Origin of the sequence: Moorella sp. E308F, from assembly GCF_006538365.1 — a bacterium.
Lineage (GTDB): Bacteria > Bacillota > DSM-521 > Neomoorellales > Neomoorellaceae > Neomoorella.
Window position 1 is genome coordinate 1,094,831 of sequence record NZ_BJKN01000001.1, and the last position, 16,742, is coordinate 1,111,572.

General features: G+C 54.2%; 25 protein-coding genes. All 25 read left to right on the forward strand.

The window, feature by feature from the left end; all coding sequences use genetic code 11:
* A partial coding sequence (locus tag E308F_RS05465; protein ID WP_141264114.1) for an EAL domain-containing protein occupies window positions 1-277 on the forward strand: 277 nt, incomplete at its 5' end.
* A 5-nt stretch (window positions 278-282) separates the two neighbouring features.
* On the forward strand, window positions 283-822 hold the full coding sequence (locus tag E308F_RS05470; protein WP_141263895.1) for an LNS2 domain-containing protein: 540 nt from the start codon (window positions 283-285) through the stop codon (window positions 820-822).
* Window positions 819-1,880, forward strand: a complete 1,062-nt coding sequence (locus E308F_RS05475) for a helix-turn-helix domain-containing protein (protein ID WP_253260399.1) — start codon at window positions 819-821, stop codon at window positions 1,878-1,880. Before E308F_RS05470 ends, E308F_RS05475 begins: the two co-directional genes overlap by 4 nt.
* Window positions 1,881-2,149: 269 nt before the next feature.
* Window positions 2,150-2,842, forward strand: a complete 693-nt coding sequence (locus E308F_RS16105) for a DNA topoisomerase (RefSeq protein ID WP_253260418.1) — start codon at window positions 2,150-2,152, stop codon at window positions 2,840-2,842.
* Entirely contained in the window at window positions 2,740-4,482 is a 1,743-nt protein-coding gene (locus tag E308F_RS05480; protein ID WP_216364454.1) for a type IA DNA topoisomerase, read from the forward strand. Before E308F_RS16105 ends, E308F_RS05480 begins: the two co-directional genes overlap by 103 nt.
* Entirely contained in the window at window positions 4,479-5,327 is an 849-nt protein-coding gene (locus tag E308F_RS05485) for a hypothetical protein (protein WP_062286011.1), read from the forward strand. The genes E308F_RS05480 and E308F_RS05485 overlap by 4 nt, the downstream gene beginning before the upstream one ends.
* Window positions 5,287-5,931 carry a hypothetical protein gene (locus E308F_RS15745; RefSeq protein WP_172613840.1) on the forward strand — a complete coding sequence of 215 codons (645 nt, stop codon included), beginning with the start codon at window positions 5,287-5,289 and terminating at the stop codon, window positions 5,929-5,931. Before E308F_RS05485 ends, E308F_RS15745 begins: the two co-directional genes overlap by 41 nt.
* Before the next feature lie 242 nt (window positions 5,932-6,173).
* Window positions 6,174-6,365 (forward strand): hypothetical protein, encoded by a 192-nt coding sequence (locus E308F_RS16110; protein ID WP_216364455.1) that lies wholly within the window; start codon window positions 6,174-6,176, stop codon window positions 6,363-6,365.
* A 428-nt stretch (window positions 6,366-6,793) separates the two neighbouring features.
* A complete protein-coding gene (locus tag E308F_RS05495) occupies window positions 6,794-7,039 on the forward strand; it encodes a hypothetical protein (RefSeq protein WP_141263896.1) in 246 nt (81 codons plus the stop codon).
* Window positions 7,029-7,337 carry a type II toxin-antitoxin system PemK/MazF family toxin gene (locus E308F_RS05500; protein WP_253260400.1) on the forward strand — a complete coding sequence of 103 codons (309 nt, stop codon included), beginning with the start codon at window positions 7,029-7,031 and terminating at the stop codon, window positions 7,335-7,337. The genes E308F_RS05495 and E308F_RS05500 overlap by 11 nt, the downstream gene beginning before the upstream one ends.
* 83 nt (window positions 7,338-7,420) lie before the next feature.
* Complete coding sequence (locus E308F_RS05505; RefSeq protein ID WP_141263898.1) at window positions 7,421-7,810, forward strand: hypothetical protein; 390 nt, start codon at window positions 7,421-7,423, stop codon at window positions 7,808-7,810.
* A 45-nt stretch (window positions 7,811-7,855) separates the two neighbouring features.
* Window positions 7,856-8,101, forward strand: a complete 246-nt coding sequence (locus E308F_RS05510; RefSeq protein ID WP_253260401.1) for a hypothetical protein — start codon at window positions 7,856-7,858, stop codon at window positions 8,099-8,101.
* Between the two features lie 162 nt (window positions 8,102-8,263).
* Entirely contained in the window at window positions 8,264-9,106 is an 843-nt protein-coding gene (locus E308F_RS05515; protein WP_172613841.1) for an ArdC-like ssDNA-binding domain-containing protein, read from the forward strand.
* Window positions 9,107-9,275: 169 nt separating this feature from the next.
* Window positions 9,276-9,698, forward strand: coding sequence for a JAB domain-containing protein (locus E308F_RS16470; protein WP_256370595.1), 423 nt, complete (start codon window positions 9,276-9,278; stop codon window positions 9,696-9,698).
* Window positions 9,699-9,779: 81 nt separating this feature from the next.
* The gene (locus tag E308F_RS05525) at window positions 9,780-9,977 is read left to right on the forward strand and encodes a hypothetical protein (protein ID WP_141263900.1); all 198 of its coding nucleotides are present in this window, start codon (window positions 9,780-9,782) and stop codon (window positions 9,975-9,977) included.
* A gap of 20 nt (window positions 9,978-9,997) precedes the next feature.
* The gene (locus E308F_RS05530) at window positions 9,998-10,984 is read left to right on the forward strand and encodes a toprim domain-containing protein (protein ID WP_141263901.1); all 987 of its coding nucleotides are present in this window, start codon (window positions 9,998-10,000) and stop codon (window positions 10,982-10,984) included.
* Window positions 10,984-11,355, forward strand: coding sequence for a hypothetical protein (locus E308F_RS05535; RefSeq protein ID WP_141263902.1), 372 nt, complete (start codon window positions 10,984-10,986; stop codon window positions 11,353-11,355). Before E308F_RS05530 ends, E308F_RS05535 begins: the two co-directional genes overlap by 1 nt.
* Before the next feature lie 21 nt (window positions 11,356-11,376).
* Entirely contained in the window at window positions 11,377-11,604 is a 228-nt protein-coding gene (locus E308F_RS15750) for a hypothetical protein (RefSeq protein ID WP_062286032.1), read from the forward strand.
* Window positions 11,605-12,235: 631 nt separating this feature from the next.
* Window positions 12,236-12,712 (forward strand): phage integrase N-terminal domain-containing protein, encoded by a 477-nt coding sequence (locus tag E308F_RS05545; RefSeq protein ID WP_172613842.1) that lies wholly within the window; start codon window positions 12,236-12,238, stop codon window positions 12,710-12,712.
* Entirely contained in the window at window positions 12,594-13,550 is a 957-nt protein-coding gene (locus E308F_RS05550) for a tyrosine-type recombinase/integrase (RefSeq protein ID WP_141263904.1), read from the forward strand. The genes E308F_RS05545 and E308F_RS05550 overlap by 119 nt, the downstream gene beginning before the upstream one ends.
* Window positions 13,551-13,622: 72 nt before the next feature.
* Window positions 13,623-13,889, forward strand: coding sequence for a DUF4160 domain-containing protein (locus E308F_RS05555; RefSeq protein ID WP_141263905.1), 267 nt, complete (start codon window positions 13,623-13,625; stop codon window positions 13,887-13,889).
* A gap of 6 nt (window positions 13,890-13,895) precedes the next feature.
* The gene (locus E308F_RS05560; RefSeq protein WP_141263906.1) at window positions 13,896-14,168 is read left to right on the forward strand and encodes a DUF2442 domain-containing protein; all 273 of its coding nucleotides are present in this window, start codon (window positions 13,896-13,898) and stop codon (window positions 14,166-14,168) included.
* A gap of 131 nt (window positions 14,169-14,299) precedes the next feature.
* Window positions 14,300-14,620 (forward strand): IS66 family insertion sequence element accessory protein TnpA, encoded by a 321-nt coding sequence (tnpA, locus tag E308F_RS05565; protein ID WP_141263747.1) that lies wholly within the window; start codon window positions 14,300-14,302, stop codon window positions 14,618-14,620.
* Entirely contained in the window at window positions 14,614-14,970 is a 357-nt protein-coding gene (tnpB, locus tag E308F_RS05570; protein ID WP_141263748.1) for an IS66 family insertion sequence element accessory protein TnpB, read from the forward strand. Before tnpA ends, tnpB begins: the two co-directional genes overlap by 7 nt.
* 80 nt (window positions 14,971-15,050) lie before the next feature.
* Window positions 15,051-16,649 carry an IS66 family transposase gene (gene tnpC / locus E308F_RS05575; RefSeq protein WP_373995947.1) on the forward strand — a complete coding sequence of 533 codons (1,599 nt, stop codon included), beginning with the start codon at window positions 15,051-15,053 and terminating at the stop codon, window positions 16,647-16,649.
* The last annotated feature ends 93 nt before the right edge of the window (window positions 16,650-16,742 follow it).

A 16,742-nucleotide genomic window follows, 5' to 3' on the forward strand; every position in this document is an offset into this window, starting at 1 on the left:
CCAGCTTAGGGCGGCCCTGTACCTGCGGCCTGATTTTGTAAAAATAGATCGTTCCCTGGTGCGGGGCTGCGACTGCCATGTTTCTAGCCGCCTGCTGCTGGCCCAGGCCCTGGAGGTATGCCGTTACTTGGGGGCTGGGGTAATCGCCGAGGGTATCGAAAAGCCGGGCGAACTCCAAGTGCTACGGGACCTGGGGATTGAATACGGCCAGGGCTACCTGCTAGGGAGGCCCCGGCCCGGTTGGGGAGATACTTGCGTTATAGCCGGTGGGGGTTGAAAGAGATGCGTATCGCCGTTGACATCTGTAATACTGTCGCCAATGTAAACCGGGAGTTGGCAAAAAGGTTCACGGGGTTTTCGTTAAACCTCTATCCTTCCCCAATCATAACAGCGGGTTTTTTTGGTAGCCCGGAAGGCTTGCAATTGTTAAACGAGGCAGCGCCCATTCCTTATGCGGCGCTAGTGTTGCAATGGTTTACCAGGGCAGGGCACGAGGTTGTTTACGTGACCGGCAGGCCGGTCCTGGCTGCCGATGCGACACGGGAATGGTTGACGGTAAACGGCTTCCCGGGAGGAGCGTTAATATTTCTACCCAGGGGTTACAAAGGGCTCTTTGCGCTTAATTACGGTATTGACTGGTTCTTTGAGGACGACCCCCTGGAGGCACAAAGCTTACAAGGAGTTGTGAGCCGGGTTTTCCTGAAGGACTGGCCATATAACCGGCATGTCAGGGGAAGAGGGATAACGAGATTTAAGGGCTGGCGGGAAATCCTGCCTTGTGCTGTAGTAGGGAAAAAGGCTGGGGGAGGAGCTTTCGCATGAACAGAATGGAAACAGCTTACATAGAACCCAGGGATGAACTGCATGACGGCAGAAGAAAAAACTGGTTCTGGGACAGCAATGCTATCTTCGACCTCGGCCTTTCCTGCCACGCCATAGTAGTGCGGCTGTACCTGGCCAGGTGCGCGGGTGAGGGTCGCAAGTCCTGGCCGTCGATTGCCAATATCGCGTCTCATTGCAGCATCAGCCGGGCTACCGTCAAAAGGGCTATAGCTGAACTCGAAGAAAAAGGCCTTCTGAGAAAAGAAACGCGTCAGGACGAAGACGGGGAATACAGGAGCAATATTTATACACTCCTTGACCCCAGCGATACAACAGCAGGGCAGGGTAAAGAAATACCAGTCAGGGGTAGTAGGCTCCAACAGAACCTACCCTGTCACGAAATTGCAGGGGTAGGTTCAGACAGAACCTACTACCCCCCAGAGGTGGTAGGTTCACACAGAACCGGGGTAGGTTCACATAGAACCTACCCCGGTTCAGAGAGAGCCACTAACAATAACCAATTAACAATAACCAGTGAAGAAGATGTTGTTGTTGTAAAGGCTGGCGTCAGCCAAAACCTTGGCGGCGCAGGAGGCAGGGAAAGAGAAGTTGGATGCGCCGATAGCACCAAAGAACATCCTGGGGATAGGGTCCTGGGGGGAACCCTTACGGGTATGGCCGGAACTAAAACAGTGCTAGAAACTGGCGCCGGTGGCGAGCCGGATCAGCCGGAAAGGCAGACGGAACCGGAAACAGCTGAAAAGATCCAAGAGTTATTTATAAAAACCACAGGTTATCCATTGTCTGAAGCCGCACTTAACGAACTGGTAGGTTACCCGCCGGGATACGTGGAGCAGAAAATCAAGATGCTTGAAAGCGGCAAAGAAAAAGCCAATACGGTGGGCTGGCTGCTGGAGGCCTGCCGGGAGGACTACCGGCACCTGCCGGGGCCGAAACCAGCCGGAAAGCCAACCTGGAAAGGAAAAGAAAAGCCGCCAGGGCTATCAGCGCATAGTAAGGACTATGATAAATATCGGGAATTATACAGATTAGTCTGATTTGGAAGGAGTGGGATAAGATGACGGCAAATTCTATTTCCGAACAACTCAAAACAACCCCTCAAATTTGCGCCGCCTGCCGGTTTTACGGCAATCCCAGACGCAAACACTGCGGGTTATCCGGCAAAAAGGTTAACCCATACCTGGCGGCGTGCCAGTATTTTGCCGCATACGAAGAATACCCTCATAACTAGCAAAAGGAGGCGGGCAGCATCAAAACCCTGATAATAACTGAAAAACCATCAGTCGCCCGCGACCTGGCCGGAGTCCTGGGCGGTTTTAAAAGCCAGGACGGTTACCTGGAAAACAGCCGGTACTACATCTCATGGGCATTGGGCCACCTGCTGGAACTGGCTGAACCGGAGGACTACGACCCGGAACTCAAGAAGTGGTCCCTGGAGCAGCTGCCCCTTATCCCACCTGAATTCACCCTTAAACCCATCAGCAGCGGCAGGAAGCAGCTGACAACCATCAAGCGCCTGGTACAATCCCCGGACGTAAGCACCGTGGTGAACGCTTGCGACGCCGGCCGGGAAGGGGAACTCATCTTTCGCCGAATATACGCCTGGTGCAAAGGACAGAAACCCGTCAAGCGCCTCTGGCTCTCCGAAGCCACGCCGGCGGCCATCAAAGAAGCATTCCGTCGCTTGCGCGACAGCCGCGAACTGGACAACCTGGCGGCCGCCGCCGAAGCCCGGGCGCAGGCCGACTGGCTGGTAGGCATCAACGCCACCCGGGCCTTCACCTGCCGCCACAACAGGTTGCTTTCGGTCGGCCGGGTCCAGACCCCCACCCTGGCCCTGGTAGTGGCCAGGGAAAGGGAGATCCGCGCTTTCAAACCGGAGCCGTACTTCGAGGTATGGGCTACCTTCCGGAAAAGCACCGGCGAAACCTACAGGGGCACAAATGGTTCCGGGAAAAGCAGGACCGGCTGCAGGACAAGCAAGAAGCCGAGAACCTGACTAAACAGATAAGCACCGGCGGGATAGTCGAAAAGATAGAGCAGAAAGAGGCCCGGGAACAGCCTCCGCAGCTGTTCAATCTAAACGACCTCCAGAAAGAAGCTAACAAAAAATACGGCCTCACCGCCCAGAAAACCCTGGACGCGGCCCAGGCCCTGTATGAAAAACACAAGCTCCTAACCTACCCCCGCACCGACAGCCGCCACTTAACGACGGCTCTGGTCCGGGATACCCTGGCAGGACGACTGGAAGCCCTGACCGGCATACCTGACTACGCCGGCCTGGTCCCTAAAAACTTGCCTCAGCTGGGCAAGCGTTACGTGGACGACAGCAAAGTCAGCGACCACCACGCCCTCATCCCCACGGCCTCACGTCCCGATCTAAGCAAATTAAGCCCGGCTGAACAAAAAGTATACGACCTGGTAGTGCGCCGCTTCCTGGCCATCTTTTACCCGGACGCCCGGTACGCCGTGACTAGAGTAGTTACCGCCGCCGGCGGCGAGAAATTTTTATCCCAGGGCAGGGTGGAACTGGATCTGGGCTGGAAGGCCGTCTACGGCCGGCAGGAAGAAGGCGAAGCAGAAAGCAAAGACGAAGAAAGCCAGGCCCTCCCCCAGCTGGCGGAAAGCGAAGAAGTCGCCGTACAGGGGGTAGAAGTAAAGGCGAAGCAGACCAGGCCGCCCCAGCGCTATACCGAAGCAACCCTCCTGGCGGCCATGGAGAACGCCGGCCGCCTGGTGGAGGACAAAGAGATGGCTGATACTCTGAAGGCCGCCGGCGGCATCGGCACCCCCGCCACCAGGGCGGCAATTATCGAGCGCCTTATCCAGGTCGGCTATCTCCGGCGGGAAAAGAAAAACCTGCTGCCTACCGCCAAGGGCGAAACCCTTATCGGCCTGGTGCCGAAGGAGGTGAAGTCAGTCGAATTAACAGCCCGATGGGAGGAAGGGTTAAAAGAGATCGAGGAAGGACAGCGCGACTTTAATGAATGGCTGGAAGGAATAAAAAACTTCACCACGGAGGTGGTACGAATGGCCAGGGAACAGGAAGCCACCCCGGGGGCCGAGCCTGACCGGGAAGTCCTGGGGCGGTGCCCCCTATGCGGACGGGAGGTGATGGAATACCCAAAAAGCTACAGCTGCAGCGGCTACAAAGAAGGCTGCAAATTTGCCATCTGGAAAGAAATCGCCGGCAAAAAAATAACGGCCAACCAGGCTAAGGAACTACTGCAGAGAGGGAAAACCGGGGTAATCAAAGGCTTTAAGTCTAAAACCGGCAAAAAGTTCTACGCCGCCCTGACCCTGGGGGAAGGGGGCAAAGTTAACTTTGAATTTGCCGAAAGGAATGGCGAAACCCTGGGGAAATGTCCGCTTTGCGGTAAAGACGTTACCGAGTCCCAGAAAGGATACTGCTGTTCCGGCTGGAAAGAAGGCTGCAAGTTTGTCATCTGGAAAGAAATCGCCGGTAAAAAGATTACCGCCGGCCAGGCGAAGGAGATGTTGCAAAAAGGCAGGACCGGGATGATTAAAGGCTTTAAATCCAAAAACGGCAAGGAATTCGATGCAGCACTTATATTGGGTAAGGACGGGAAAGTAGGATTCGATTTTGACAAAGAACAAAACAGGAGGGAGAACGCATGAGGTTAACACCCGAAGGATTCGCTGGAACAGAATTAGATTGCTGGGATATCTTTTACGACGCCAAGGACCGTGGCAAAGTATTGAGCGGGATTGTCACGTCGGTTGTAACCCCCAAAACCCTGAAAGAGTTTTACTGGGAATTAAGGTTTAAAGAGGGGGACGGTATACGTGGCATAGTGCCGGCCTCCGAAACCGGGCTTCCCAGCGAGCGGATGATGAACTTTTTCATCGACCAGGAGGTAAACGTAAAAATCCGGCATATCGACAAGAAAAACGGCATCGTGGCCTGCACCAGGCGGGAAGTGGTCGAAGAAGCCCGTGCCAGTCTGTTAAATACCCTCCAGGAAGGAGAAGAGGTGCCGGCCCTGGTGCGCTTCATATCCCGCCGCAACGTGGGCCTCGATATCGGCGGCGGCGTAATCATCCCCGTGCCTTATACTAAAGCGGCGCACTCAAAATCACTGCCCCTGGAAGCCATATACAAGCCGGGACAGCTGGTTACGGCGGTAGTCGAAGGGATAGATAAAGAAAACAAAAGAATAGAGGTGGGCATTAAAGACCCCTGGGAAAACGCGGACTTCAGCAGGGGCGATATCGTATCAGGAAAAATTATCATGATCCGCGGGAGAAACCTTTTTGTTGAGGTCCGGCAGGGCATAGTTGGCATCGCCGGCTACCCGGTAGGTAGAAAAATTTCCGAAGGAGAACGGTTCCCTTTTCAGGTATTACACTACGATAAAGCCGGGAAAAAGTTGCACATGGTAGTCTTTGACCCAGAACGCATACGCGGGAGGAGGAAGTTGCATGCCAGAAGGCGTGAAGGAAGCAGCGGCCAGAGCAAATGAATGGATCAGCCCCTACGCCCGGGGCATTGCCCTGCACCCTGGCCAATTGGGGCCGGGCAGCGGCGCCAGGGATTTTAGCGGCCGCGCTTATGAATTATTAAGCGCGTTAGTTGAGGCCAAAGCGCTTACCCAGGAAGCTTCCGCAAATATATTAAAATGCAGCCGCCGAACAGCTAATTCAGCCCTAAAAACCCTATGGTACGCCGGTATGGCCAGGTGGGTAGACGTATTCACTGTAGTGGGCCCATTCCGCCTCTGGCTCCCGGCGGAAAGCCGGCCGCCCCTGGACGCCCAGGAGGCCTGCCGCTTGGCGGTTTACGGCTTATTCTTTTCCCTGGCCAAAAAAGAAGTGCCGGGGTTCAACTGGCAGTTGGTGAAAGCCAAAAACTCTTGCCTCCACGCACAAATGGCCTTCAACGGCGCTAACGGCCCGGAAAAATGGTTAATAGATGCCCCGCGCCTGGACGAAGAAATAAACCCGGCGGCGGATGTGTATATACTACCCATGGAAGGGCGGAAAGGAGAAATACCCGGAAAAAAATTCACCCTGGATGAATTGCTTCTCCGGCCGGGGATGCTAAAGGAAAAAATTAAACTGGCATAGAAAATTTTTCTTGACACCTTTGGATAACTTTGCTAGTGTAATAACTAGATAAACATACCTACTAACCATACCCTCACCCATCAGCATTTGCCTTGGCTGGTGCGGGTGAAAGCCCCGGAGCGGCCGTCATGCCGAAGAGGAGACGGATACGCTGGTGAGAGGTGCTTCACGAAAAGTCCCATAGCGAAGAGCTGGGTGTACTCGTGAAGCGGGAACGTCACGGCGATGAGCAGGCGTTCCAGATGTGCCGTCATAGCGAGGAGCAGACGGCACCGGTGGGACCCAACCGATACAGCGGGCAATATGGCGCGACCGCCACGGCGAGGAGCAGGCGGCGCGAACCGGAAGATGGCCGGCGCTACAGGTCCGGCTCCTGGGTGAGCGGCGTAAGCCGCAGCGGCGGCAAGGAGGACACTTGCCAAGGCAAGCCGTAGTAACCCTTGTAACTAACCGTCCTAAGCGCCACAGGCCGGAGCTGCCCATCTCCAGTGGTGCAAAGAGCAGGAGGGTTGGCTGCCTCCTTTAAGAACGGGCTAAGCGCCGGAAAAAGGCTTGCCCCCAGCCTTCGGCGTTACAAGTTTAGCGTAAAGCTACCAAACCGGGGCAGGATGAGCCGTATGTAGCGGCGCAAACATGTAAGAAAAGTAAAGATTGGCGGCTTCAACAGCTTAAAAAGCCGTGTGAGTCATGAAAGGAAACACTTTGGCCTAAGAAAGCAAGTTCAGTATTTACTTGCAAGGTCATGGTGTTTTTTGCTTTTACAAGGCCCTCCTACGGGCGCATGCTTTCAAGCGCCCGTGGGAGACCCCCCGGGCGCTTCAATTTATAAAGAAGGAGCGTGCCGGGATGAAAGGAGATTATTATGAACAGGGAAGAAGTAGCGCGTGTTGTCGAGCAATTACCACGGGAGGACCAGATCTGGTTAATGAACCAGATCATCTGGCGGTTCTGGCCGCAGTTCCAGGGCAAGGCGGTGGCCTTCTATGACCCGACTGAAACCTGGGACGACTGGGACGACAAAGAACTGGACGAGTATTACCGCAAAAAATGGGAAAAAGCAAAAGAACGACAGGAACGGCTTCAAGCCGGGAGACGTGGTGATCGCTGAAATCCCATATGCGGATGAAGGCGGCGGCAAGACCAGGCCCGCCCTGGTACTGAGCTCGTATGAGCACAACCAGAACAGGCGGGACCTGGTGGTCGCCAAAATCTCCGGCACCGGAGCTTTCAGTTCCTGGGATGTAAGAATAAATAAATGGCCGGAAGCGGGCCTGATGAAACCTTCCAAGGTGGTCTGCGACCATATCACGGTGGTTTCCAAGGCATCGGCAATAGTAATCGGGCATATTGATACTGGAACCCTTGCCGGGGTCAAAAAGAAAGTTGGCCTGCTTTTGAGCTTATAGGGCTTCAAGGGCTACCGGCCCTAAAATACCAATCCAACGAAAGGAGGATTGGGTACGGGCCGGGAAGGCCCGTACCCGCAAAAATGAGCCTAAAAGAACGCATTAAGAATGCCAACCGGGAAGGAAGCGGCTTAGGGTTCCTGCGCGGCCGAGAGAAAGGTGATTTCGAGAAGCTGATCGGGCGGGAAGTAACGTTGGAAAATGCCGCCATTGTCCAGTCTAACTACAATGACGGCGCCGAAAACGTGATTTTCACCGTCCAGGGCGATAACCGGCATTACTACCGCACCGGTGGCAATGTAGTCGTCAACGGTTTTAAAGAGATCACCGAAGGGCTCGAAGAAGAAGGCTTAAGCTGGGACATAATTGGAGTGACCTTCAGCCGGGTAAAATCAAGGAACGGGCGGGCTTACTACACCGCCAGGTTCCGAGATTTACGTTCCGGGGCCGAAGGGGAAGACGAGGCAATTTAACCTTGCCAGAGCGCCATCGGCGTAATAAGATGGAGGTGAAGGCAGGTGATTGCCGTGGAAGAAACGAAGAAAGAGACGGCAACGGCAGGAGATCATCCGCACCGCCTGGTGTCGGAAGAGTTTTTCTTCCTGTTGAACCGACTCGACCGCCTGGACGAAAAGTTAAGCGCCAAGCTAGATGATATGCACAGGGAGATGGGTGGCATCAACCGCTGGGCTTTCAGCCTGCTGGTAACCATGCTGGTAGGATTCGGCGGTATAATCGTCACCCTGGCCTTGGGACTGCGGTAAAAGATTAACACGGCATAAGCCTCAAACTATGAAAGAGGACGTCAAGGTTTAAACAACCTTTGCGTCCTCTTTCGTTTTTCGTAGGAAAACCTGGGCCGAAAGGCCCGCCCTAATTCTACTCGCGAAGGAGGAAAGGGGCGGGCCGGCGGCCCGCCCGGAAGGATGAAGTACGATACCGAGAAAACCAGGGAAGCCTTAAACCGTTTACTGGCCATGTTCGCGAACGGCGACCTACCCCCTGCCGTGGCCAGGACCCTGATTCGGCCCCAAGGCGGTCAGGGCAAACCGAGCGACACCTGGAGCCTGGGTAATCGGCTGCTGATGTACTTAGCCGGCACTGAAGACGCCCGGGGTTTCCATCAGTGGCAGGAAGCGGGGCGCAGGGTTAAAAAAGGCGCTAAAGCCTTTCACATCCTTGCCCCTTGTACGGTCAAAAAGATCGTTAAGGTCACCGACCCGGAAACTGGCGAAGAGCGCGAAGAAGAACGCAGGGTAATCGTGGGATTCCGGTTCATCCCGGTATTCCGCTACGAAGATACCGAGGGCAAACCCTTGCCGGAGGTAAAATACGACCCTCCCGAACCCCCACCGCTGCAAGAAGTGGCGAAGGCCTTCGGGGTGCAGGAAATCATCTATGCGCCTGGAGACGGCGGGTCTTACGGCTTTTACTCCTGGAGCAACGGCAAGAAGATTGTCCTCCACACCCACGACGTGAAAACATGGTTCCACGAACTGGGCCACGCCATCCACCACACCTTCCGCCCCCTGCAGGGCGGCCAGGTGCCGGAACAGGAAATAGTGGCCGAAGTGTTCGCGGCCACCATGTGCGAGGTCCACGGCGTAAGAGGGTACCACCAGTACAGTTGGGAGTATATAAACCACTATGCTGAAGGAAACCCGCAGGAAGCGTTAAAAGCCATTTTCCGCGTCCTAGCTGACGTGGAAGAATGCTTAAGAAAAGTATTTACGGCTAAACAAGCCCGAAAAGAAGAGGTAGCGGCATAATGCTATGGGCCATCCGGCTCGGCCTTATCCAACGGAAGGAGGAGAAGGGCGGGCCGCCGGCCCGCCCGAGAATATGGAGCAGATGACATTTTTCGCGACAGAGGGTTATGAAAGGAAAAAAACAGTAGCGCCCAAACTTCCGGAAACGGTTAAGGTTGTGCGCGTATCAATGGTAAAAGAAAACACCATACCCTATGAGACGCAAAGGCTCTTAGGGCCATTAGAGGCGGTCCCTTTGTTCAGAAAGCTTTTGGGCGGAAGGGACAGGGAGTGCATGGCAGCTATCCACCTGAATTGCAAGAACAGGATCAACAGCGTTGAGATCGTTAGTATCGGCACCCTGAATTCATCACCGGCCCATCCCCGGGAAGTGTTCAAAGGGGCTATCCTGGCCAACGCGGCAGCGATAGTCCTGGGGCACAACCACCCCAGCGGCGACCCCACCCCCAGCAAAGAAGATATCGAGGTTACCCGGCGGCTGGTGGAAGCTGGCAATATCCTGGGGATACAAGTCTTAGACCATATCATTATAGCGGATGACGGTTGGGTGTCATTAAAAGAAAGGCTATTGATGCCAATAATGCCAGCATAAGAAGCTCTAAAGGCCAACGAGCGAGAACCTTATCTGACGAAAGGAGGAAAAGGGGCGGGCCTGTGGCCCTCCCCAAGCATAATGAAACCAGTATACAGGGTATACGAAGCGCAAAACCCCGGTGAAAGCGATGTTTACCGGGTGGCCATGTCCGGTCTCCGGGAACTTTCCTTCCGGGAAGAGATTGCCCGCGGTGAAAGGCTGGTACAGTTAATCCGCCTGGTGGCGGAGACCAGCGACCGGAACGAAGCGCGGAACACGGCTGACTGCGAGGTCTAAAAAAGGAAGGAGGGCCAGCGATGCAGGCGTTAAAGGATACCTGCGAGCCTTTCCGGCGGGTTTCCCGCCGGGAACCCTGCCCTATCTGCGGCAAAACCGACTGGTGCGGGATTAACTCCCGCCTGGCGGTATGTATGAGGGTCAAGAGCGATTACCCCGTAAGCAACGGCGGCTGGCTGCATAAGCTGGCCCCGGGTGTGGTAAAAGAAGAAGTCTATTCGCCAGCGGGAACCAACCCTGCGGCGCCAATTGCAACAAGGAATCGCGTCTACCGGGCTTTTTTAAGTTGCCTACACCTGCTGCCGGAGCATAAAAAAGATCTGTTGCGGCGCGGTTTATCCGAAGAAGAAATCAAAAGAAACGGTTATAAAAGCGTACCATCGCCAGCGGAGCGCTGGCGGCTATGCAAAGAGCTAAAGGAACGAGGATACGACCTGGCCGGCGTCCCGGGCTTCTATCAGGCCCGGGGCCGCTATGGCGGCCATTACTGGACCTTTAAAGCGCCGCCGGGATATTTTATCCCGGTCCGCGACAGCGAGGGCCGCATCCAGGCGTTGCAGGTACGACTGGATCAACCGGACGGGACCGGCAAGTACCGGTTTTTCAGCACCCCCAATAAAACCAGCGGTTCCTCATCCGGTGCCCCTTGCCATGTGGTACGGCCGGAGGAACTAAAAGACCGCCGGGTCTGGGTGACTGAAGGGCCGCTTAAAGCCGACATCGCCTCCCGATATCTGGGTTCCGTTTTTATCGGTGTTGCCGGCGCCGGCAACTGGCGCCCGGCGGTAGAGGCAATCCAGGAACTGGGAGCAAGGGAAGTTGTAATAGCCTATGACCGAGATAAGAACTTGAAAGACGCCGTAAGGCGTGCGGAAAGAGAATTAAAGGTAAATTTGAGAAGAAAAGGCATAAGAGTATTTATAGCCTCCTGGAATCAGGAAAAGGGAATTGACGACGCCCTGGTTTCGGGATGCGAAATAACGGTAAAAGAAGAAAGGGGAGTGTAATGGTGGAGGAGCTCATTTACTTTGTGGATGAAGAGCATGAAGGAAATTTTAAAGAGTTATGCGCCTCCATGAAGAGCATGAAAGGCAACAGGGAGTACCGGGCCGCAGGTTACATCCTGGCCCTGCCGGAATTGTACCCTAAGGCCAAGCGGTACTTCAGCGACGCCGGTTTTAGGTGGTTCGACCTCCTTAAAAAGGTTGACCTTAGTTCAGGCCACCGCATCATGGTGAACCTGGCAGTGGACCTGTTCGGAGGGGCGACTGACCGGCCGTTATTCAACGTCGGCGATGCCATAGCGGTCCTGGACACAAAAATGTACCGGGCCGCCCTGGCGGCAATGCAGGTAAAGAGGCCGGTGAAAAAACTTTAGAGGGCGAAAGGAGTTAAGGGTATGTACCGGTGCAAGAGTGGCAAACACTGGTGGCTTAACAAAGAAGATGCCGAGAAGTGTTGCAACGGCTACAAGTTAATGCTTTGCATAGGCGATATTCAGGGCTGCCATATAACGGTTTATGAGGATGAGACCGAAACTATGTATGGTTACAAATGGGTACCAAGCTTTTCTGAAGGCAATGCAGATAAGAGGAAAGTGAAGAGCGTTACTCCTTTCCTGGAATAATGAGACGAAGTGTACTGAACGGTTTTCATGAACGGTTTTCGCAGGCATGGCCGGCCTGCGGGGGCTGAATAAGCCCGAAGGCCTTAAAGCAGCAGCGGCGCTGTCAAATCGCCGCCAGCCCTGACCCGGCCCCAGGGCCGGGTCGCCCCCCATGGGGGTAAGGGCTGCTATCTGCCCCGCAAGCCTAGGGCTTGCACCGCCGAAGGCGGCATGGGCAGTATGAATACTCAACTCGAAAGTACGGCGTGCGAGGCCAGCCACGGTCACAGGCGGCAAGCCGATGACGTAGCGGCCGGCAGGAACACGCGGACAATCGAATAGGGCGGTAAAACGGGAAACGGCCTTAACGTTGACCGACGGCAGGAGGGCAACGTTAAGGCGGGCCACCCGGATCGCCGCCGGCCGGGAGGTCGGCGGGGATACGGGGGCCGGAAACGGGCGCAGCCCGTCTCAGGCACCCCGGAGGGGGGCACTGAGACGGGCTAGGCGCCGAAACCGCGAAGCCTCGTAAAATAAGGCAATGTGGGAATCGGGAAAAGGTTTTTACCGCAAAAAAACGCCGAAACGCATCCCGCCAGGGCGGGATGCCTTACATAACTATTACTTTTTTTAGATCGGGGGAATGGCCAGGATGTTACGCATCCAGTGGAAGCCGACCGGCAATGAAGCTTATGACAGGCTCCTCGGGCAATTTGTAGAACGGGTGGCCAGGTATGCGCGGGGCGGTTCTATCCAGACGAGAGTGAGGAAGTATGAACGCTACCGCGCCTTTTTGCGCTTTTTAGCGGCTCAATTCGAACCCCAGGACATCCGCAACATCCAGCCGCGCCATGTAGCGGCCTATATCGCCCACCGCCGCCAGGCGGGGGTGCAGGAAAAGACGATCCTGGCCGAAGTATCAATCATCAGGTGGTGGCACAACCAGATCCCCTGGCGCAAATACGAAATGCCGGATAACAAGACCCTGTTTGAACTGGAGGAGAAATTGGATGACAAAACGTACTGCGAAGAAGTCCGGTACCGGTATAAAATCACCCACTCCCGGAGGCGGCGGCTTATTTCACAATCTCGAAATCCAGTTCGAGAAAGTCTACCGGCAGGCCGTTAAAGATACCCAGGGCAAGGTAAGCATAAAGACCCATTTTCGTTACCGGGACAGCATGAAAAAATTCCTTTCATTTTGCGCCACCAGGTTCCGGTTGCAAAACCTGCGGAATATCAGCGACAAGCACCTGGAGGCCTACATCGATTACCGCCGCGGGAATGAAACAAGCGAGAAAACGATAAAAAGCGACCTGGCGGCGGTCAGATTCTTTCACCGCTATATCGAGGGCGCTAGGTTTCAGCTGTCTGGGAACGAAAAATTCGGCCTGGCTTCAACCCCGGACGGCCGGGCAGACCGGGCTTGGAGCGACGGCGAATATAAGAAGATGATAGCCCTGGCGGAAAGACTGGATCGGCCGGAGGTGGCCCTGGCCATGCGCCTGGCCAGGTATGCCGGGCTGAGGGTGCACGAAATTGCCCGCCTGTCCCGGAAAGACGCTGAACAGGCCCTGGCTACCGGCATGTTGCATGTGAAGGGCAAAGGCGGGAAAGAACGCGATATCCCCTTGACGACGGAAGCAGCCGCGGCCTTAAAAGAAGCCTGTGAAATGGCGGTAAGTGAAAACGACAAACTCCTTGTACCCCCCGGAGAAAAAACCCATCTGGTTATTAAGCGGATCCAGAATTTCATCCGCCGGCACCGGGATAAGGTAATGGAATCAGGAAAGGAGGTCAACATTACTTTTCACGGCCTGCGGCACGCTTACGCCCGGGAGCAGTTCCGGGTAAAGGTGGGCGAGGTGAAGAAAATAAGGCGAGCCCTGGCGGAAGTATCGGAAAAACTGGGTCACAACCGGCCAGAAGTTACAAAAATTTACCTGGGATCGGAGTGGAAAAGATAAAAACATCACGATTACATCTATCATGAGTCCTTGAGCGAGGTTATAATATTTTACAAGAGAGGGTAGTTCATATTGCCAACGATATGCGAATTTCTCGGCTGTAAAGTCTATATGTTCTACCAAGATCATTCTCCGCCACATATTCATGTCATAGGTAAAGGATTTCGGGCGGCACTTTCAATACCAGATGGGAAAGTACTGGCGGGAACCCTTCCCCGGCGTGTTCAGGGAGTAGCAAAAATGTGGGTAAGACAGGAAGCCGCGGCGTTAATGCAAAACTGGCTGAGGGCAGAAGCTGGCGAGGTATTACAGCAAGTAAAACCTCCAGGAGGACGGTGAACGATAATGTTACGGGAAATTAAAAGCGCTTATCCAGTTAAAGACTACCACCTTATTCTGGAATTTGATAACGGCGAATACAAAGTTGTTGACCTGCGTCAATTCCTGAAAGGGCCAGTATTTGAACCTCTTAAAGATCCAAGTTATTTTAAACAGGTAAAGGTAGACCATGAGGCAGGGACAGTTACCTGGCCCAATGGCGCAGATTTGGATCCGGACGTGTTATATAGCCGGAGCCTCCCTTTAAGATTACCAGGGGAAGATATAGCCCAAGGATAGTAAAGTAGTAGCAGGATGCATAGTGCGCCTGCTACTTTTGTTGTAAGCGTCAAATACAACCCACCTTGGCACAGGGCTCGCGTTTAAGGGATAATCTTCCTCAGAAAACGGACTGAGGAGGATTTCCCCTTATGACCAGAGCCGAATTACAGCAACTGTGGGAAGCTCGCATAGCCGAATACAGGGAAAGCGGGCAAAGCGTTAAAGAATGGTGCGCCTCTCATGAGGGCATTAGCCCCAGGCAGTTATGGTACTGGCTGCGAAAGTTTAAGAACCAAACCCCAACTCCTCCGGAGCTTTCCAACCGGTGGCTGCCGGTAGAAATAAGTGAGCAAGGTTCCCAAAAGCAGGCCCTACTGGTCAAAATAGGACCGGCCAGCATCGAGGTAAGACCCGGCTTTGACCCGGCCTTACTCACCCAGGTAGTACAGGTGCTGATGGCGTTATGCTAAACGAAGTGGGTATCGACCGGGTTTACCTCGCCTGCGGCGCAACAGACTTGCGCAAATCTATTGACGGCCTGGCGGTACTGGTCAAGGAAGGCTTCGAATTAGACCCTTTTTCTTCTTGCCTTTTTGTCTTCTGCAACCGTAAGAGGGACAAACTAAAGATCCTCCACTGGGAGCACAACGGGTTTTGGCTTTATTACCGCCGGCTGGAGAAGGGGAAATTCATATGGCCGCAAGACACTACTTCTTCCACCATCACCATAAGCCGCCGGGAGTTGCGCTGGTTGCTTGACGGCCTTCCCTTAAACCAGCCTAAAGCCCATCCTGAGGTAAAAGCGCGCACCATCTTGTAAAAGAAATCGCTAGAAAGAAATATTTTTTGTTTGTGGTTGATTCTAGAGGAATTCGGCTTGATTTGTCGAATCATTAAGGCATGAACACTGCTAAGTCTCTTGCTACCATGACCATAGAAGAGCTGCAAAGCCACTGCCTTCAGCTGGAAGAGCAGTGTAGGCAGCTGGAACAACAAAATGCCGAACTGACCGCTAAATTAAACTGGTTTATGGAGCAGTTCCGTTTAAGCAAGAAGCGTCAATTCGGTTCTTCCAGCGAGCGGACTGAAGCACTAAAAGAGCAACAGCTTTTGCTTTTTAATGAGGCGGAAGTGGAAGCCCGGCCGGAGGAAGCTGAGCCGGATTTGGAGACCATCACCTACCAGCGCCGTAAGACGCGCGGCCGCCGGGAGATGAACCTGGAAGATTTATCGGTTGAGGTGGTAGAACACCGCCTACCGGAAGAGGAGCGGGTCTGCCCGTGTTGCGGTGGCCCTTTACATGAAATGAGCACCGAGGTACGGCAAGAGCTCAAAATTATCCCGGCCCAGGTGAAAGTGGTTCAGCACGTGCGCTACGTCTATTCTTGCCGCCGCTGTGAGAAAGAAGAAATAACTACCCCGGTTATCACAGCGCCCATGCCTGCTCCTGTACTTCCGGGAAGCCCGGTATCTCCCTCCCTTCTTAGCTACATCATGACCCAGAAATACGGGGCAGGATTACCCCTTTACCGCCAGGAGCAGCAGTTTAAAAGTTGGGGTATAGACCTTTCCCGGCAGACCATGGCCAACTGGGTGCTCCATGGAGCTAACACCTACTTAACCCTTATTTACGACCGTCTCCATGAACACCTGCTCAAAAGAGACATTCTCCATGCCGATGAGACCACGTTGCAGGTACTTCATGAACCGGGAAGAGAGCCTACCACCAAATCATTTCTCTGGCTTTACCGCACGGGGCGGGACGGTCCCCCCATCGTCCTCTACGACTACCAGACCACCCGGGCCGGCAAACACCCCCGCCGGTTTCTAAAAGGTTTTAAGGGTTATTTGCATGTTGACGGCTATGAAGGCTACAATGGACTTTCAGAGGTCACCCTGGTGGGCTGCTGGGCCCATGCCCGGCGCAAGTTTGACGAAGCCTTAAAAGCCCTGCCGGAGGAAAAACGCCATGCAGCAGTGACAGCCCGGGAGGGGCTGGAGTTCTGCAACCGGCTTTTTGCCATAGAGCGCGAGCTTAAAGACAAAACCCCGGAAGAACGATATCAAATCCGGCAGGAGCGCAGCCGGCCCGTGCTGGACGAATTTTTAGCCTGGCTTAAGAAGCAGAAACCGCAGGTGCTGCCCAAAAGTGCCTTTGGGCGGGCGGTTTACTATTGCCTGGGCCAATGGGATAAACTTGTCGCCTTTTTACAAGACGGGCGTTTAGAAATTGATAACAACTGCAGCGAGCGTTCTATAAAGCCCTTCGTCATTGGGCGTAAGAACTGGTTATTTGCCAACACTCCGCGGGGTGCTAAAGCCAGCGCTATTGTCTACAGCATAATAGAAACAGCCAAGGAAAACGGGTTGAACCCTTTCCACTACCTTACCTACCTCTTCGAAAGGTTGCCCAACCTGGACCCGCAGGATAAAGAAGCCCTGGAACAACTCCTGCCGTGGTCGGAAACTCTGCCCCCCATTTGCCGGATGAATAATTAAGCTTGTTTTAGCCCCCATCTCAGAAATCGGTGGGGGTTCTTTATTCTTATCTTACGTAAGGGCAAAAAGTGGGTTATATTTGACGCTTACCTT

Coding starts and splice junctions, on each gene's coding strand:
- E308F_RS05470 (WP_141263895.1), top strand. CDS start 283: ATGCGTATCGCCGTTGACATCTGTAATACTGTCGCCAATGTAAACCGG.
- E308F_RS05475 (WP_253260399.1), top strand. CDS start 819: ATGAACAGAATGGAAACAGCTTACATAGAACCCAGGGATGAACTGCAT.
- E308F_RS05480 (WP_216364454.1), top strand. CDS start 2,740: ATGGGCTACCTTCCGGAAAAGCACCGGCGAAACCTACAGGGGCACAAA.
- E308F_RS05485 (WP_062286011.1), top strand. CDS start 4,479: ATGAGGTTAACACCCGAAGGATTCGCTGGAACAGAATTAGATTGCTGG.
- E308F_RS15745 (WP_172613840.1), top strand. CDS start 5,287: ATGCCAGAAGGCGTGAAGGAAGCAGCGGCCAGAGCAAATGAATGGATC.
- E308F_RS16110 (WP_216364455.1), top strand. CDS start 6,174: ATGTGCCGTCATAGCGAGGAGCAGACGGCACCGGTGGGACCCAACCGA.
- E308F_RS05495 (WP_141263896.1), top strand. CDS start 6,794: ATGAACAGGGAAGAAGTAGCGCGTGTTGTCGAGCAATTACCACGGGAG.
- E308F_RS05505 (WP_141263898.1), top strand. CDS start 7,421: ATGAGCCTAAAAGAACGCATTAAGAATGCCAACCGGGAAGGAAGCGGC.
- E308F_RS05515 (WP_172613841.1), top strand. CDS start 8,264: ATGAAGTACGATACCGAGAAAACCAGGGAAGCCTTAAACCGTTTACTG.
- E308F_RS16470 (WP_256370595.1), top strand. CDS start 9,276: ATGGTAAAAGAAAACACCATACCCTATGAGACGCAAAGGCTCTTAGGG.
- E308F_RS05525 (WP_141263900.1), top strand. CDS start 9,780: ATGAAACCAGTATACAGGGTATACGAAGCGCAAAACCCCGGTGAAAGC.
- E308F_RS05530 (WP_141263901.1), top strand. CDS start 9,998: ATGCAGGCGTTAAAGGATACCTGCGAGCCTTTCCGGCGGGTTTCCCGC.
- E308F_RS05535 (WP_141263902.1), top strand. CDS start 10,984: ATGGTGGAGGAGCTCATTTACTTTGTGGATGAAGAGCATGAAGGAAAT.
- E308F_RS15750 (WP_062286032.1), top strand. CDS start 11,377: ATGTACCGGTGCAAGAGTGGCAAACACTGGTGGCTTAACAAAGAAGAT.
- E308F_RS05545 (WP_172613842.1), top strand. CDS start 12,236: ATGTTACGCATCCAGTGGAAGCCGACCGGCAATGAAGCTTATGACAGG.
- E308F_RS05550 (WP_141263904.1), top strand. CDS start 12,594: ATGACAAAACGTACTGCGAAGAAGTCCGGTACCGGTATAAAATCACCC.
- E308F_RS05560 (WP_141263906.1), top strand. CDS start 13,896: ATGTTACGGGAAATTAAAAGCGCTTATCCAGTTAAAGACTACCACCTT.
- tnpA (WP_141263747.1), top strand. CDS start 14,300: ATGACCAGAGCCGAATTACAGCAACTGTGGGAAGCTCGCATAGCCGAA.
- tnpB (WP_141263748.1), top strand. CDS start 14,614: ATGCTAAACGAAGTGGGTATCGACCGGGTTTACCTCGCCTGCGGCGCA.
- tnpC (WP_373995947.1), top strand. CDS start 15,051: ATGAACACTGCTAAGTCTCTTGCTACCATGACCATAGAAGAGCTGCAA.